Annotated in this window: 14 protein-coding genes and 4 tRNA genes; 5 read left to right on the top strand and 13 right to left on the bottom strand. The window is 42.1% G+C overall.

Annotated features, from left to right (window positions below):
• Window positions 1-119: 119 nt before the first annotated feature.
• Genes VF675_RS12310 through VF675_RS12300 form a run of 3 tightly spaced genes read left to right on the top strand, consistent with a single transcriptional unit; the run spans window position 120 to window position 2,327 of the window.
• Window positions 120-626 (top strand): YfiR family protein, encoded by a 507-nt coding sequence (locus tag VF675_RS12310; RefSeq protein WP_004976281.1) that lies wholly within the window; start codon window positions 120-122, stop codon window positions 624-626.
• Entirely contained in the window at window positions 623-1,858 is a 1,236-nt protein-coding gene (locus VF675_RS12305) for a diguanylate cyclase domain-containing protein (protein WP_440205295.1), read from the top strand. Before VF675_RS12310 ends, VF675_RS12305 begins: the two co-directional genes overlap by 4 nt.
• On the top strand, window positions 1,851-2,327 hold the full coding sequence (locus tag VF675_RS12300) for an OmpA family protein (protein ID WP_004976277.1): 477 nt from the start codon (window positions 1,851-1,853) through the stop codon (window positions 2,325-2,327). The genes VF675_RS12305 and VF675_RS12300 overlap by 8 nt, the downstream gene beginning before the upstream one ends.
• A gap of 190 nt (window positions 2,328-2,517) precedes the next feature.
• Here VF675_RS12300 and VF675_RS12295 read toward each other — a convergent pair.
• The 8 genes from VF675_RS12295 to secA all read right to left on the bottom strand — a co-directional run bounded on the left by VF675_RS12295 (window position 2,518) and on the right by secA (window position 8,947).
• Window positions 2,518-2,594: transfer RNA gene (locus VF675_RS12295), tRNA-Pro, on the bottom strand.
• 18 nt (window positions 2,595-2,612) lie between these two features.
• Window positions 2,613-2,688 (bottom strand) — tRNA-His (locus VF675_RS12290).
• Window positions 2,689-2,726: 38 nt separating this feature from the next.
• Window positions 2,727-2,803: transfer RNA gene (locus tag VF675_RS12285), tRNA-Arg, on the bottom strand.
• Between the two features lie 46 nt (window positions 2,804-2,849).
• Window positions 2,850-2,926: transfer RNA gene (locus VF675_RS12280), tRNA-Pro, on the bottom strand.
• A 153-nt stretch (window positions 2,927-3,079) separates the two neighbouring features.
• Window positions 3,080-4,147 (bottom strand): quinolinate synthase NadA, encoded by a 1,068-nt coding sequence (gene nadA, locus VF675_RS12275; RefSeq protein ID WP_026438463.1) that lies wholly within the window; start codon window positions 4,145-4,147, stop codon window positions 3,080-3,082.
• A gap of 150 nt (window positions 4,148-4,297) precedes the next feature.
• Entirely contained in the window at window positions 4,298-5,518 is a 1,221-nt protein-coding gene (gene argJ / locus VF675_RS12270; RefSeq protein WP_440205294.1) for a bifunctional glutamate N-acetyltransferase/amino-acid acetyltransferase ArgJ, read from the bottom strand.
• 195 nt (window positions 5,519-5,713) lie between these two features.
• Window positions 5,714-6,070 carry a hypothetical protein gene (locus tag VF675_RS12265; protein ID WP_026438462.1) on the bottom strand — a complete coding sequence of 119 codons (357 nt, stop codon included), beginning with the start codon at window positions 6,068-6,070 and terminating at the stop codon, window positions 5,714-5,716.
• A gap of 162 nt (window positions 6,071-6,232) precedes the next feature.
• The gene (secA, locus tag VF675_RS12260; RefSeq protein ID WP_004976270.1) at window positions 6,233-8,947 is read right to left on the bottom strand and encodes a preprotein translocase subunit SecA; all 2,715 of its coding nucleotides are present in this window, start codon (window positions 8,945-8,947) and stop codon (window positions 6,233-6,235) included.
• A 338-nt stretch (window positions 8,948-9,285) separates the two neighbouring features.
• Between secA and VF675_RS12255 the strand changes: the two genes are divergently transcribed.
• Window positions 9,286-9,927 carry a peroxiredoxin gene (locus VF675_RS12255; protein WP_178319422.1) on the top strand — a complete coding sequence of 214 codons (642 nt, stop codon included), beginning with the start codon at window positions 9,286-9,288 and terminating at the stop codon, window positions 9,925-9,927.
• Between the two features lie 132 nt (window positions 9,928-10,059).
• On the top strand, window positions 10,060-10,884 hold the full coding sequence (locus tag VF675_RS12250) for an MBL fold metallo-hydrolase (protein WP_180080429.1): 825 nt from the start codon (window positions 10,060-10,062) through the stop codon (window positions 10,882-10,884).
• Between the two features lie 62 nt (window positions 10,885-10,946).
• Here the strand turns inward: VF675_RS12250 and VF675_RS12245 are convergent, their stop codons facing one another.
• The 5 genes from VF675_RS12245 to VF675_RS12225 form a co-directional block, all read right to left on the bottom strand.
• Window positions 10,947-11,987, bottom strand: a complete 1,041-nt coding sequence (locus VF675_RS12245; RefSeq protein ID WP_440205293.1) for an SPOR domain-containing protein — start codon at window positions 11,985-11,987, stop codon at window positions 10,947-10,949.
• Window positions 11,984-13,267, bottom strand: coding sequence for a bifunctional tetrahydrofolate synthase/dihydrofolate synthase (folC, locus tag VF675_RS12240; RefSeq protein ID WP_131261959.1), 1,284 nt, complete (start codon window positions 13,265-13,267; stop codon window positions 11,984-11,986). Before folC ends, VF675_RS12245 begins: the two co-directional genes overlap by 4 nt.
• Window positions 13,264-14,160 carry an acetyl-CoA carboxylase, carboxyltransferase subunit beta gene (gene accD, locus VF675_RS12235; RefSeq protein WP_004976262.1) on the bottom strand — a complete coding sequence of 299 codons (897 nt, stop codon included), beginning with the start codon at window positions 14,158-14,160 and terminating at the stop codon, window positions 13,264-13,266. The genes folC and accD overlap by 4 nt, the downstream gene beginning before the upstream one ends.
• The gene (gene trpA, locus VF675_RS12230; protein ID WP_440205292.1) at window positions 14,157-14,960 is read right to left on the bottom strand and encodes a tryptophan synthase subunit alpha; all 804 of its coding nucleotides are present in this window, start codon (window positions 14,958-14,960) and stop codon (window positions 14,157-14,159) included. Before trpA ends, accD begins: the two co-directional genes overlap by 4 nt.
• 406 nt (window positions 14,961-15,366) lie before the next feature.
• Window positions 15,367-16,123, bottom strand: a 757-nt coding sequence (locus tag VF675_RS12225; protein WP_440205291.1) for a helix-turn-helix domain-containing protein, incomplete at its 5' end; no start/stop codon positions are given.

Raw genomic sequence — 16,123 nt, 5'->3', positions numbered from 1 at the left:
GAACGGTTATTTATTCGGCAAAATATTTTAAATCTGTATCATTCTTGCTCAAAATTAGCAGTATGCTTATTTTCAAATTTTAGCTACACTATTTTTATGTTCATTCGTGTTGTGTTGAAATGACTCAAAATTTAAAAATAATAACCTTGCTGTCATTTGTAGCAATGCAAACGCCTACTTTTTTGTATGCTGCACCCGCATCAAATCTTTATAGCACTACATTCTCTATTTTATCTTACGCAAAATGGGTACATGACACGCCCAAGCTCTGCGTCATAGACAATCATGCGATGGCACAACAATTCAAAAATGCCATGCACTCACATCATAACTACAGTATTCACGCTATTTCACTCAAAAATATTGCTCAAAGTGACTGCCAAATCTTAATTTTTTCCACGCTTTCTGCAGCACAAGAACAACACACCCTAAATACTCAAGTACAATTTCCAGCCCTATCTATTAGTTTGAACAATCTAGATTGTGAAACAGGCAGCGCATTCTGCATCTATAAGAAAAATCAGAATTATGCGTTTAAAGTGAATATGGAAAGTTTAACCCAGTCTAAAGTACATATTGATCCGCGGGTGTTATTGCTTGCCAAAACCACGGAGCCTAACTCATGAAGCAGTTATACTCCCCTATTACTTTGCATCAATTATTCACACGCGCACAACTCACTATTTTTGTTTTAACTTTTACAATTTGCTCTGGTATTTTTTTGGTGATCTCAACCTACACCATGAATGCTTATGCCAAAAATAGTCTGCAAAACTTATCTGCTGCGTTAAATGAGCGCATTCAGCCTGCAGTGGTTTTTAATGATCAAATGACGCTCAACAAAATTCTCTCTGAACATACGCAGCGTTATTCTATTCGGTCGATTGAAGTACTATCACCCAAACAAACGCGTATTGCTTTTATTGAGCAGCAAGACTTAGATCATTTCTCAATTCAAGCTTTATTGGATTATTTGTTTTTTAATCATCCTATTCGGCTGAGTATTGACCATGATCAGCAAAACTATGGCGAACTGGTGGTGTATGGAAACTCTAGTGACTTGGTCAGTTTCTTTTATAAAATCGTTTTAGGATTAATTTTCGGTTTTATTTTGCTTTTAATTGCTGTGTTTTGGTCAATTAATTCAATTTATCAATATCTCATGCAATCTTTAACTTCGATTGTCAGCTCGGCGCGCGAGATTAGTGCACAAAAGAATTATAAGCTACGCGTTTCAAGTTCAGATATTCAAGAACTTCATGAACTGAGTTATGCCTTTAATGGCTTACTCAATGAGATTGAACAATCCCATAAGAATTTATTGGTTGAAAATCATAAACTGCAATTTCAGTCGCAATACGACAATTTAACGCAGTTGCCAAATCGTAATTATTTTTATGAAACACTGTTTAAGCTATTTACCCAGCCTTCTGCTACGGCTGCAGTATTTTTTTTAGACATTAATAACTTTAACCAAATCAATAACCAATTTGGGCATTTGACGGGCGATAATATTTTACGTGATTCATCACATTGTCTAATTCAGATTTTGCCCTCACATGCGTTTGTTGCGCGTTTAGGTGGCGATGAGTTTGCAGTAATCTTAACTGGCTCACACTCCACTGCAGAATTAGAGGATTATTGTCAAAAGATTCATGCTTGCTATACCTCTACATTTAAGTATGAACAGCAACAAGTTTCCTTAAATGTCAGTATTGGCGTAGCATTGATTGAATATGCAAAAACTCCTGAAAATTTAATTGCCGATGTCGATCGCGCAATGCTCAAAGCCAAACGTGATCAATCAAAATGGTATATTTCACCTCAATCAAACAATAAACAGGTTCCTTATGCTTAAAAAAGTTCTGATCGGCACACTTATTCTTGTTATGGTTTCACTCAGTGCTTGCATGAGTTTGGGGAATGTCAGCTATAAGCAGGCGCGCATGCTAAAACAAGAAGGCTTTATTTTAAGTGATGATGGCTGGACCTTAGCCCTGCCTGAACGCTTGTTATTTGGTTTTGATGAATACGCCATTCAAAATAGCCAAAAAGAACGCCTCAACCAATTGGCACAACAGCTGCATAAATATGACTTGGATAAACTCAAGTTTATTGGTCACACAGACAACGTAGGTTTAGCCAGCTACAATCAAACCCTATCGGAAAAACGCGCCCAAAATGTGGCTCAGATCTTTTTAGATCAGGGTTTTGAAAGAAAAAATATTCAGGTGATTGGACGTGGTGCAACACAACCAATGGTAAGCAATGACACACCAGCAAATCGTGCCACCAACCGACGCGTCAATGTGACGATTGTGCCTTAATAAAAAAGACACTAAAACTTTTCTTATATTGAGCCTCATTCTTGAGGCTTTTTTATGCTGACCAATAACTAATACGAAATCAATTTTAAACCAACAAGGCTTTCATAAATTTCAGGCATAAAAAAACCGCTTAACGCGGTATCTTTATTGACTTAACCATTTCTACTTAGTATCTGTTCTATTTAGAAAATGGTCGGAGCAGTAGGATTCGAACCTACGACCCCCTGGTCCCAAACCAGGTGCACTACCAGGCTGTGCTATGCTCCGTTTATCTCTCAAAGAGATTGGGGTGAATGACGGGATTCGAACCCGCGACAACTGGAATCACAATCCAGGGCTCTACCAACTGAGCTACATCCACCATTATGTTTGGTTCTTTTATACCAAGCTACCAAAAAATGGCGCGCCTGACAGGATTCGAACCTGTGACCATCCGCTTAGAAGGCGGATGCTCTATCCAACTGAGCTACAGGCGCATGACCGATGATACATAATATCATGCGATACGTTGCCTTGAAGAATTGGTCGGAGCAGTAGGATTCGAACCTACGACCCCCTGGTCCCAAACCAGGTGCACTACCAGGCTGTGCTATGCTCCGATTCATCTCAGCTTTTTGTGTATCGCACATCGTGCGGTACGGTGTGCATTCTAGGCGCGACGCCCGAAGACGTCAACACCTATATTTAAAAAAAATTAAAAAAAAGCTTCAACCGTATATTTATCAAGCATTTTTGATATTTTTCAATCAATTTTAGCGTTTTAAGCTCGCACTGAAATTCAACATACGATCTAGTGGTAATTTAGCACGTTCTGCCATGGCAGGTTCAACGAATACTTCTTGATCACCTGTTTGCAATACATGCAAAATTCCATCCAATTCATTCATCGCCATCCACGGGCAGTGTGCGCATGAACGACAGGTTGCACCCTCACCTGCAGTTGGTGCTTCAATTAGAATTTTATTTGGTACAGCTTGCTGCATCTTGTAGAAAATACCGCGGTCTGTTGCCACAATTAAACGCTCGTGTGGCAAAGTTTTTGCCGCTTGAATAAGTTGCGAGGTACTGCCCACCGCATCAGCTACATCAACAACTGATTCTGGTGATTCTGGATGCACCAAGACTGCTGCATCTGGATACATGGCTTTCATATTGGCAATACCGCGTGAACGGAATTCTTCATGCACAATACACGAGCCATCCCAAAGCAGCATGTCTGCGCCAGTTTTCTTTTGAATATAGCGTCCTAAATGCTGATCTGGCGCCCAAATGATTTTTTCACCTAAGCTATCGAGGTGTTCAATAATTTCTACCGCACAGCTTGAGGTAACGACCCAATCTGCACGTGCTTTTACCGCAGCCGATGTATTGGCATAAACCACGACTGTATGATCAGGATGAGCATCACAGAAGCGGCTAAACTCATCGACAGGACAACCTAAGTCTAGCGAACAAGTCGCTTCTAAAGTTGGCATAAGAATGGTTTTTTCTGGCGATAAAATTTTGGCAGTTTCGCCCATAAATTTTACACCAGCTACGACCAACGTGGTTGCCGCATGATCACGACCAAAACGTGCCATTTCCAGTGAATCCGAAACACAGCCACCTGTTAATTCAGCCAGTTCCTGTACTTCAGGATCGCAGTAATAATGGGCAACCAAGACAGCATTGTGCTTTTCGAGTTCTGCTTTAATTTGCGCAAATTTTTCCTGCTTGGCTTGCTCACTCAAATGATGTTCTTTGGTTTCACCCAAGCGATCTAAATGCGCCTGCACAATTGATTTGGCTTCATTGGCAATTAAATTGGTCGCATCATTCATAACAACGTCTTCTCTATCTTCATGCTTGCCCGAACACAAGCTTACTCAAGTCACTGATGATATGGGGGCAATTTACTCATTCACCAGCCCTTTGCCGATTGAATGCTAAAAAAGCCTCACAACGGAGGCTTTATCACTCAATTTGAATTTTTACGAACGGTAATCCGCGTTGATCTTGACATAATCGTAAGACAAGTCACAAGTATAGACTGTATCTGTCGCTTGACCACGTCCTAAATTTACACGAATGGTCATTTCGGTTTGTGCCATGACTCGCGCGCCCGCTGCTTCGGTATAGTCGGCAGCAGCACCGCCATCTTTGCAAATTTGCACATCATCCAACCAAACCTGAATTTTTTCAACGTCTAAATTTGGCACGCCTGCATAACCAATTGCAGCAAGAATACGCCCCCAGTTTGGATCTGAGGCAAAAATAGCAGTTTTCACCAATGGTGAATGTGCAATGCTGTACGCAATATCACAACATTCTTGGGTATTGTCACCATCTTCAACACGTACCGTAATGAATTTTGTTGCACCTTCACCATCACGGATAATCAGTTGAGCCAAACGCAACATCACACGATTCAAAACATCTAATACCACAGCATAACGCGGGTCATTTTCGCTGCAAATTTCAGTGCCACCCGTCTGACCAGTCGCCACCAAGATACATGAATCATTGGTCGAGGTATCGCCATCTACAGTAATACGGTTAAACGATTGTTCTATGCTGTGTTTGAGTAATTGCTGCAAGATGTCACGTTGAATTGGTGCATCGGTTGCAACATAGCTAAGCATGGTCGCCATATTTGGGCGAATCATACCTGCACCTTTAGAAATGCCTGTCATGCTATAAGTAATACCATCTAACTCAAACTGCTCAGATGCACCTTTTGGCGTGGTATCTGTGGTCATAATACCTGTCGCAGCATCATGCCAAGCATCCTCACGTAACGATGCCAGCGCAGGCGCTAAACCAGCAACCAAGCGCTCAATCGGCAATTGCTCACCAATCACACCTGTAGAAAATGGCAAAACTTCTTGGGTAGATACACCTGCCAATTCAGCCAATTTGGCACAGGTGATTTCTGCATTTTGCATACCCAATTTGCCTGTACCCGCATTGGCATTACCTGTATTAATGACCAAATAACGCGGATTGCCTTGAGCTAAATGTGCTTTGGACACATGCACAGGCGCAGCGCAAAATGCGTTTTGAGTAAAGACACCCGCCACATTTGAGCCTGCTGCAAATTCAAAAATAACCAGGTCACGTCGGTTCTGATAACGCACATAAGCCTCTGCTGAACCAATTTTTACACCTTTGACCACATGCATGTGTGGCATAGAGACGTCACCAACTGCCATTTTGAAATTTCCAGTACAAATTTGAGAATGTCACAGCTTAGTGGAAATTGAAGAAAAAATCGAGCATCCTCCCTGCTTGATTCAACTTTTGTTAATACACAAGGTCATATATAAAAAACCAGCCCGTATGGACTGGTTTTAATCTTCAATGTAATGCATCAGCAACTAAAATTATACTGATTGAGCCTATTTGGATTATGGCGTAGTCGCAACCACGGTTTCACCCAATAAAGCCTGTTTTGCACGTTCTTGACTTGCTGCAGATAAAGCAGGATTTGCAGCCACAATACGATTTACATTGGCAGCATTCGCAGGTGCAATCGCTGCAGTATGCAACACGATTGGACGCTGATCTGGATTGGCAAAGGTATAACGAATACCTGTGCGTGGGCTTGCCACAGTCACGTGACCATTATCCACTTGTACCTGTGCAGTGGTCGCACCCACAGCAGCTTGAACTTTTGCAGGAGTTGTCGTTGTTGCCGCATTTGCAAATGCGAAAGTAGGCAAGCTCAAGGCAACAATCATTAAAGGTTGTAATACTTTTTTCATTTTTTGTTCCACACGTGGATATTGCATGTGCAACTAAATAGCATTTAATTCCAAAATCTGCAAATGCTATACACATCTTGCAAAACTATTACCACAAAGATTTTGCGCCCCAAAATACAAAAAGCAGAACCAAAGTTCTGCTTAAGTTGTAACAAGTCAGGTTTAGATTTTACCGTGACACTGTTTATATTTCAGTCCTGAACCACATGGGCATGGCGAGTTACGGCTCGCAGGCGCAACAACAGTTTGCTCAGCAGCACTATACTGTGGTTCTGATTCAAAGGTTTCGCCCGTTAAACCGTCTACATCAGCATGTGAAAGATTAAGCTGCATCGCTTCTGCTTGCGCTTGCTGTTGAGCTTCCATCGCTGCCAATTCTTCAGGTGTTGGGACATGCACACGCGAAAGATCGGTCACGACATCGGCTTTAATCACACCCAACATATTCACAAATAAGTTAAAGGCTTCTTTTTTGTACTCTTGCTCAGGGTTCTTTTGTGCATAACCACGTAAATGAATCCCTTGACGCAAATAGTCCATAGCCGCCAAATGATCTTTCCAATGACGATCAAGTGAACTGAGCATAAAGTGGCGTTCTAACATCGCTGCAGATTCATCACCCATTTGCTCACGACGTGCACGATAACGTGTGACAATTTCATCGGCAATACGTTCTACTAAAGCTTCTTCATCTAGGCGACGATCATCTTCAAGCCATTGGTTAATTGGTAATTCGATACCTAAATCATCACGCAAGGCACGCTCTAAACCATCAATATCCCATTGGTCATGAATTGATTCTGGTGGAATATAATTGGCGATCATACCTGTGACCACTTCACGGTGCATTTCTTCAATATAGTCTTGCAGCGTGCTTTCTGCCAGAATATCATCACGCTGTGAATAAATGATCTTACGTTGTTCGTTGTTTACGTCATCGTATTTCAACAAGTTTTTACGGATGTCGAAGTTACGTGCCTCAACTTTACGCTGTGCATTTTCGATAGAGCGTGACACCATTTTGTGTTCAATCGCTTCATCTTCCTGCAAGCCCATAGCACGCATCATTGCTACAACACGATCACCTGCGAAAATACGCATTAAGTCATCTTCGAGTGACAGATAGAAACGTGACACGCCTGGGTCACCCTGACGACCTGCACGACCACGCAACTGGTTGTCAATACGACGCGATTCGTGACGTTCTGAACCAATAATGTGTAAGCCACCTGAACTTAACACCATGTCATGGTTTTGTTCCCACTCTGCCTTTAAACGCGCTTCATCTTCAGGAGTTGGGTTTTCAATTTTGGCTAGCAAAGCTTTCCAGTTACCACCTAGCAAAATATCTGTACCACGACCCGCCATGTTCGTGGCAATAGTCACCGCACGTGGTGAGCCTGCTTGCGCAATGATGTCAGCTTCGCGTTCGTGTTGCTTCGCATTCAATACTTCGTGCTGAATACCTGCTTCACGCAGTTTATCCGATAAAATTTCTGAAGCTTCAATGGTCGCTGTACCAATCAGAATTGGTGCGACACCCGCTTCATGCACGCGTTGAATTTCTTGAATAATCGCGTTGTATTTACCAGTACGGTTTAAATAAATTAAATCGTTTTGGTCATTACGAATCATTGGTCGGTGCGTTGGAATGATGACGACATCTAGACCATAAATTTCTTTCATTTCTGCAGCTTCAGTGTCTGCAGTACCCGTCATTCCCGAAAGCTTTTTGTATAAACGGAAATAGTTCTGGAAGGTTGTGGTCGCTAAAGTCTGGTTTTCAGGCTGAATTTCTAGACCTTCTTTCGCTTCTACCGCTTGGTGCAAACCTTCTGACCAGCGACGGCCAGGCATGGTACGACCTGTGTTTTCATCGACAATAATCACTTCACCATCATGGATGATGTAATGCACGTTGCGTTGATACAAGAAGTGCGCACGAATAGCTGCAGATACGTGATGCACCAAATTCAGGTTAGATGCAGAATACAGACTTTCGCCTTCTGCCAATAAACCCATTTGAATTAATTCATTTTCTACCGTTTCATAACCAATTTCGGTCATTTCTACAGTACGTTGTTTTTCATCAATCCAGAAATGTCCACCATCGGCTACTTTTTCTTCTTTTTGTGCATGCAATTTTGGCGGAATGGTGTTGATTGCTGCATATAACTGCGATGAGTCATCACTTTGACCAGAAATGATTAATGGGGTACGTGCTTCATCAATTAAGATCGAATCGACTTCGTCAATAATGGCATACGTCAGGCCACGCTGTTTTTTCTCACTCAGTGAGAACACCATGTTGTCACGCAAGTAGTCGAAACCAAATTCGTTATTGGTACCGTAAGTAATGTCTGCACGATAAGCCTGTGCTTTTTCAGTCGGGTCTTGCATGGAGTAGATAATGCCAATGCTTAAACCTAAAAACTCAAATAAAGGACGGTTGAGTTCAGCATCACGCTGTGCCAAGTAGTCATTTACAGTGATGACATGCACGCCCTGACCACTCAAAGCATTCAGATAACAGGCCAAAGTTCCCATCAGGGTTTTACCTTCACCTGTACGCATTTCTGCAATTTTACCTTCGTGCAAGGTAATACCACCAATCAACTGCACGTCATAGTGACGCATGCTCATGACGCGTTTGGCCGCTTCACGACATACCGCAAATGCTTCTGGTAATAATTTATCTAAACTTTCGCCTTTGTTATAACGTTGTTTGAATTCTTCGGTTTTTGCAGATAAGTCTGCATCGCTTAAGGCAGATATCGTCGGCTCGAGCGCATTAATCTTGTCTACGATTTTACGCATGCGTTTGAGTTCGCGCTCATTTTTAGTACCGAAGATTCCTCCGATCAGACTTGCCAACATGAATAAACTCTCTAAATCTTGCTTGTCAAATAAATAGGTTTTTCTTAGTGGTTATTATGGTGCTAGAAATTTGAAGTACAAGGGTTTTGCACAAAAACCTATTAAAAATTCCAATCTCTACTTGCCATTTCTCGCTGCTAAGTGGCAGTTAATGTAACAAATTTCGAGCGGGCGATATATAGCAATAGCACATGAATCTATTTTGAAAAAGCAATAAAAACCACACCACTTATTCTATTTATTCATAAGAACATACAAAAACACTATTTATTTTTGCAAAAGAAATAACGCATAGTAGTGTTCATTCAACCTACAACACAAAACATTAGAGGCACAGCATGACCATTCGCTTAGGTGACACCGCACCCAACTTTACACAAGATTCAAATGAAGGCCAGATTGATTTTTATGAGTTTTTAGGTGACAGCTGGGGGATTTTATTTTCACACCCTGCCGACTACACCCCTGTCTGCACCACAGAATTAGGCTTTACCGCAAAACTTAAAGATGAGTTCAGCAAACGTAATGTTAAAGCGATTGCCCTTTCTGTAGATGATGCAGAATCTCACAAAGGCTGGATTCAAGATATTAACGAAACTCAAAATACGACAGTTAATTTCCCAATTCTTGCCGACCAAGATCGTAAAGTGTCTACTTTGTATGATTTTATTCACCCGAATGCCAGTGAAACACTGACTGTACGCTCACTGATCATTATTGATCCGAATAAAAAAGTACGTTTGATCATCACTTATCCTGCATCTACAGGGCGTAATTTCCATGAAATTTTACGTGTGATTGACTCATTGCAACTGACTGACAATTATAAAGTTGCAACCCCTGCTAACTGGCAAGATGGTGAAGATGTGGTCATTGTGCCTGCCATTCAGGACGAAGCAGAGCTTAAAGAACGCTTCCCAAGTGGATATAAAGCCATCAAGCCTTATTTACGTTTGACCAAACAACCGAACCGCACTTAATTAAGTGTTACATGAGCAAGCCTATCTTCGGATAGGCTTTTTTATGCTCCAATTCCGTTAATCCGATTGTGATTGGCGACACACAACAGATCAGGTATAAGCAAAATAACATTCATAAAAAAACGTCATTTTGTGATCTACAACATTCATCATTTACATTGCGGCACGTTTTGCCCAATCTGTGCGCCTTTATTTGGACAACAAGGTTGGCAGGCAAAATTGGTCTGCCATTGTCTATTATTAGAAACAGATCAAGGCTTGGTCTTGGTCGATACAGGCTTAGGCGTTGAGGATTATTTACATCCCAAACAGCGTTTAGGCACATTACTGACCCATACCGCTCGGATTCAACACGACTTAAGCCAGACCGCACTCAAGCAAATCCAGCAACTTGGTTATCAGGCCAGTGATGTGCAACATATTTTGGTATCGCATTTGGACTTTGATCATGCGGGTGGGATTGCTGATTTTCCAAACGCGACTGTGCATATCCTCGCGAGTGAATACAAGGCAGCCTGCAATTTAAAGTCTTTAAAAAATCGCATGCGTTATAAACCTAAGCAATTTCAGCAACATACTCATTGGGATTTTTTAGAACCAACCCGAGGTGAAGCTTGGTTTAATTTTAATCGTGTGCAAGGTTTAACAATTTTTAAGGATGAAATTTTACTGATTCCTTTGCCTGGACACTCCGCTGGTCATTGTGGCATTGCCATTCGGCAGGCACAGGGCTGGTTATTTTTCTGTGGCGATGCTTATTATGCGCAAGCACAGCTAGACCCTAAACAATGCTTCCCAGCACTACATACAGTTGAGTATTTGTTTGCAGAAAATAATTTAATGCGTTTAAAGACTTTAGCGAATATTCAGCATTTGGCTCAAACTGCACCACAAGTTGAGATTATTTGCGCACATGATCCAATTGCCTTAGCGCAATATCAAATACCAAAAGCCTAAATAAAAAAGGATTTAACCTGAAAGATTAAATCCTTTTTTAATAAACATCTTGATCGAATGATCTAGTCACGTTTATCTAACGGCACCCAATCAATCACCCATGCCGACGTCATATTTAAACTAGGGTCTGCGGTAATTTTTTTACGGGTCGCATCTGCTGCATCACGGTCTTTAGATGGCCCTACCATAATCCGCACGCCTTTAGAAGTTGGACTTTGAGTGACTTTATAACCTTTGGCTTTTAATTTAGCTGCCAAAGCATCGGCATTGGCTTGGTTGGCTGCCAAAGCCACTTGTACCATCCACTGCTTATCGCCTTCTTCCAGAAGCTTACGTGCTTTTTCTGCTTCAGCCTTTTTCTTAGCGGCTTCTTCAGCTTTACGCTTTTCATCTGCTTTACGTTTTTCTTCAGCAGCCTTACGTTCTGCTTCTTTTTTCGCTTCTGCCGCTTTGCGCTCTTCTTCCGCTTTACGTTTTGCATCGGCTTGGCGTTGTTCTTCCGCTTTGCGCTTCTCTTCCGCAATTCGTTTTTCTTCAGCTAGTCGTTTTTCATCTGCAGCTTTTTTCTCTGCGGCACTACGCTCTTGTGCTGCTTTTTGCTCTGCAGCTTTCTTGGCATCTGCTGCCTTTTGCTGCTCTAACTTCTTTTGCTGAGCGGCTTTTTCATCAGCCAAACGTTTTTGCTTGGCCTGTTCATCTTCTACCAGTTCAGGTGGAATATTGTCTGAGCTTTGCTGCTGACCTGAACGCAGGGCATTTAAAGCTGCGTATTCTTCTGCTGCTTTACGTGCTGCTTCAGCTTCAGCCTGTTGCTGCATTGCCAAAAATTCGGCTGCACGCGCTTCTTGCTCCGCTACTGCTTTTTCACGCGCACGGCGCTGCTCTTCAAGCAGACGCTGCTCGGTTTGCACATCGACAGTTAAAGGTTGCAATTGCACCATTTCTGCCTGATTGGCATTTTTATGTTGAACTTGTTCGGCTTGGCTTGGGGTTTTCACATTATTTTGATGTATTTCTTCTTGCCCTTTTAAAAGCAATGCTGCCAATAAAACACCACCACCTAATAAAACAACGCCACCCATCCAGCGCTGTTTGTTATTCATTGACATTCTTCCAAATACTCCCATACCGCTTCTAAGGTATGAAATGATCCACATACCAAAATCAGCTGATTATTTTTTGTTTCATCCAGTGCTGATTTAAAAGCCAATTGTATACTGTCGAAGTGTTGTATTGTTTCGCCTTGCAAAGCCTGATCCAAAACCGTGATCTCTGCCGCACGAGGCACATTTAATGTGGCAATTTTCCACATTACGACACTATCTTTCAATAACTCAACCACAGAATTTATATCTTTATCTGCAAGCATTGAAAAAACACTGACCACTTCAGTGTACTGTTTATTGTAATTTAAGAAATTGCGCAATTGCTTTAACAAAAATTCAACGCCATGCGGGTTATGTCCTGCATCAAAAATCACGGTTTTGCCCTGAATTTGACGAATTTCAAAACGTCCCGCCAATTTGGCCGTTTGAATACCTTGTGCAATTGCATCTTGGGTGATTTCTAAACCACTGTGCAAGACTGCTGCCACAGCCGTTGAAATATTATCAAGTGCCAAGCTGCCTGCTGGAAGTTTTAAGGTGCAGCCCGATGCAGCAAACATCCACGACTCACCATCTTGCATGTCCCGATAAAAATAATCACGATTCAGGGTAAACAATGGTGCATTACAAGCTGCTGCCTTATCTTGAATAGCTTGAGGCAAATCTTGCTGACCTGCAAAAATGACAGGAATGTTAGGACGAATAATGCCTGCTTTTTCATAGGCAATTTTTTCGATGCTATCGCCTAACCAATCGACATGGTCTAAACCGATATTGGTAATAACCGCCACATCTGGATTAACGACATTGACCACATCTAAGCGTCCGCCTAAACCGACTTCAAGCACCCACACATCGCAGTCACGTGCTTTAAAAATCACAAAGGCTGCCAAAGTCGTGGCTTCAAAGAAAGATAAACTCAGATCGCAATCACGTCGTGCTTGATCGACTTGCACAAAAGCATCAATCAAACTTTGGTCATCGACCTCGACACCTGCTAATTTGACCCGTTCATTAAAACGGTAAATATGCGGCGATTGGTACAACCCAACCCGATAGCCCTGCGCATTTAAAATAGCCGCTAAAGTGGTTGTGGTTGAGCCTTTGCCATTGGTTCCCGCAACCGTAATGACTTTAGCTTTAGGATGGGTTACACCCAATTTTTCTGCAACGGGAATGACCCGTTCCAAACCTAAATCAATACCCGTAACGTGAACATGGCTCCAATAATTGAGCCATGTGTTTAAATCATCGGTTGCAAGAGGTGCTGTGTTCAAGGCAAGTTCATCAGTTTCGCAAGAATACGATAAACTGTATCACGTAATGCATGACGATGGACAATTTGATCGACCACACCATGATCAAGTAAGTATTCTGCACGTTGGAATGGTTCTTCCAGTTTTTCACGTACAGTTTGCTCAATGACACGTTTACCCGCAAAACCAATCATCGCTTTAGGTTCTGCAATGTGTACATCACCCAACATTGCCAATGATGCAGTTACACCACCGTATACAGGATGAGTTAATACTACGATGTACGGCAAGCCTGCTTCTTTCATGCGTTGAATTGCTGCAGAAGTACGCGCCATTTGCATTAATGACAACATGCCTTCTTGCATACGCGCACCGCCCGATGCTGCGAAGCAAATTAACGGTTGTTTTTGCTGAATCGCACGTTCAGCAGCTTGCACAAAACGGTCACCCACTACGGTACCCATTGAGCCGCCCATAAAATCAAACTCAAATGCACAAGCAATGACTGGCATATCTTTTAATAAGCCCTGCATCACCACTAAAGCTTCGGTTTCACCCGTTTTCTTTTGCGCTTCAGTCATACGCTCAGGATAAGCTTTGCTGTCTACAAATTTGAGTGGGTCTTTGGCAGAGAATTCTTGACCTAATTCGTTTTGTACTTGGTCAAAGAACCAAGTTAAACGCTCACGCGCTTTCATGCGTAAATGTTCATCACATTGTGGGCATACATAAGCGTTGAATGACATTGCCGTACGTGTCACCAAGGCATGACATTCTGGACATTCAATCGTTGGTTCAGTAAAGATCGCTTTTAACGCTTGTTGCTCATCTGGTGTTTCAATACCAGGTACACCACGTGCAGTCCACGGCGTCGATGGGCTTAGAATTTTCCCTGTTTTCACTTCTTGACTCATACTAACTCATCGAGCGCAGCTCGAAGCTCCTTCACTTTATTAACCGTTGCAATGACGGCTTGTTCTGGTGCTAAGCTCGCAAATTGTTTTACAAAAGCACTTCCGAGAATGACTGCGTCGGCAGCCGCGCCCATTGCTTTGGCAGATGCAGCATCACTGATGCCAAAACCCACACCCACAGGCACGTTGGTTACAGCTTTAATCTGTTGGATGCGGGTTGCTGCTTCTGCAACATCAAGTGTTGCTGCACCCGTCACGCCTTTCAAAGAAACATAATAAATAAAGCCACTGGCTTGGTTTGCAACAAATTGAATACGCTCTGGTGTAGAAGTTGGCGCTAACAAGAAAATTTGATTCATCCCATATTTATTCAGGACTTCATCAAATTCTTGGGCTTCTTCAGGTGGTAAATCGACCAGAAGTACACCATCGACACCACAGTCATGTGCATATTCAACAAACTTTTCATAACCAATGACTTCTACAGGGTTTAAATATCCCATCAATACCACAGGAGTTTCCTGATCTTTTTGACGGAACTCTTTGACCATGTTTAAAGCATCTAGCGTATTGGTTCCACCTGCCAACGCTCGCTCTGCAGCGAGGGCAATTACTGGACCATCAGCCATTGGGTCTGAAAACGGCAAACCTAATTCAACGACATCTACCCCTGCCTCGACCATTTGATGTAACAACGGAACTGTGACTTCTGGATGAGGGTCACCTGCCATAACATAAGAAACCAAGGCCTTACGCTGTTGAGATTCAAGCTGTGCAAATCGTGTGGCTAAACGTGACATAGGGTTGTATTTTCCTTGAATGATTAAAACTGAGACATTTGCTATTGTAGAAATACAAATTGACCCATTGTAACGCTATTTTTTACTCAATGAATAGCGCACAGGCATGAGTTGCTGCATTTCTGTTTGCAAAACGATTTATTCAGAACAACCGCGAGGCTACATTTACTGATATTTGCGCTTTTTTCTCAATGATCAAAGATGCCTAATTTTGCCTGCTTATCGGTTTTTGAAACTTGCTCAATCGTGCTTTTAAATTTAAAAATATTGATAAAAATAAACAACTTCAGGTTTTATCTTAGGCTTTATCAACCTTGCAAAAGCTGATTCGGTCATGGCTACACACAGCTTATTTTCAATCTCTTAGCGCGAAATCACCTGTTGATAATGAGCCAATCCATACTATTTATGGCGTATTTTGCTGTAGAGAAAGTGCATCCTCAGCTTGCTGCAACTGCTGTTTACGTTTTAGCAAGGTCTGTCCTGCACAGGCTTTATAGGCACGCGCCAAAGCCGATTGGTCTGAATAACCCAACAACTGTGCAATATCGCTTAAACTCACATTTTGTCGCAGTAAGTTTTCACAGCGCTGCATCCGTTCTATTTCCAGAATCTGTTTAAAACCCGTACCTTCCTGTTTAAGCTGACGCTGTAACGTCCGCCCTGAACGAAATAAACGCTGTGCCACCCATTCAATGCTCGGCACTTGCTGTTCATAACGTAAATAATGCGCCACCTGCTCTTGGACTTGCTGCTGCACGGTTTCTAATTGTGGTTTTAACGCAATCGCATCTTCAGCTTGTTTGGTGAGTAAATGAATTAAAGAGGGATCGGCTTGCTGTGGTTTTAAACTGAGGCTTTCTAAATTTAAAACAATTTGATATTCCGCTTGCTTAAATAAAACCTTACAACCATAAAACTTTTCATAATGCAGCATCGCCATACGCGGTGCATGGGCAAAATGAATCTCCCGTATCGGAGAGTGTTGAAAATCAAAAATTTGCATGGCCAATTGAGTCATACAGGCAAAAGTCATTTCATGAACCAAGCTGTATTTTTCATCCACCAATGGCCATGATAAATATAAAGCATCTGATTGTTGTTCCAGTCGCATTGGTACGGCTGCCGTACCATCCACCACCAAGCGACTAAAACGCATCATA

It is taken from the genome of Acinetobacter sp. Lyrl_1 (genome assembly GCF_051948795.1).
Classification (GTDB): Bacteria; Pseudomonadota; Gammaproteobacteria; order Pseudomonadales; family Moraxellaceae; genus Acinetobacter; species Acinetobacter towneri.
The sequence above is the reverse complement of the archived record's forward strand: the minus strand, read 5'-3'. Positions and strand labels throughout refer to the sequence as shown.

Excerpts from the sequence above, each read along its gene's own strand:
- VF675_RS12245 (WP_440205293.1), bottom strand. The coding sequence starts at position 11,987 with ATGAATAACAAACAGCGCTGGATGGGTGGCGTTGTTTTATTAGGTGGT.
- VF675_RS12265 (WP_026438462.1), bottom strand. The coding sequence starts at position 6,070 with ATGAAAAAAGTATTACAACCTTTAATGATTGTTGCCTTGAGCTTGCCT.
- VF675_RS12255 (WP_178319422.1), top strand. The coding sequence starts at position 9,286 with ATGACCATTCGCTTAGGTGACACCGCACCCAACTTTACACAAGATTCA.
- argJ (WP_440205294.1), bottom strand. The coding sequence starts at position 5,518 with ATGGCAGTTGGTGACGTCTCTATGCCACACATGCATGTGGTCAAAGGT.
- trpA (WP_440205292.1), bottom strand. The coding sequence starts at position 14,960 with ATGTCACGTTTAGCCACACGATTTGCACAGCTTGAATCTCAACAGCGT.
- accD (WP_004976262.1), bottom strand. The coding sequence starts at position 14,160 with ATGAGTCAAGAAGTGAAAACAGGGAAAATTCTAAGCCCATCGACGCCG.
- VF675_RS12300 (WP_004976277.1), top strand. The coding sequence starts at position 1,851 with ATGCTTAAAAAAGTTCTGATCGGCACACTTATTCTTGTTATGGTTTCA.
- VF675_RS12305 (WP_440205295.1), top strand. The coding sequence starts at position 623 with ATGAAGCAGTTATACTCCCCTATTACTTTGCATCAATTATTCACACGC.
- VF675_RS12310 (WP_004976281.1), top strand. The coding sequence starts at position 120 with ATGACTCAAAATTTAAAAATAATAACCTTGCTGTCATTTGTAGCAATG.
- secA (WP_004976270.1), bottom strand. The coding sequence starts at position 8,947 with ATGTTGGCAAGTCTGATCGGAGGAATCTTCGGTACTAAAAATGAGCGC.
- nadA (WP_026438463.1), bottom strand. The coding sequence starts at position 4,147 with ATGAATGATGCGACCAATTTAATTGCCAATGAAGCCAAATCAATTGTG.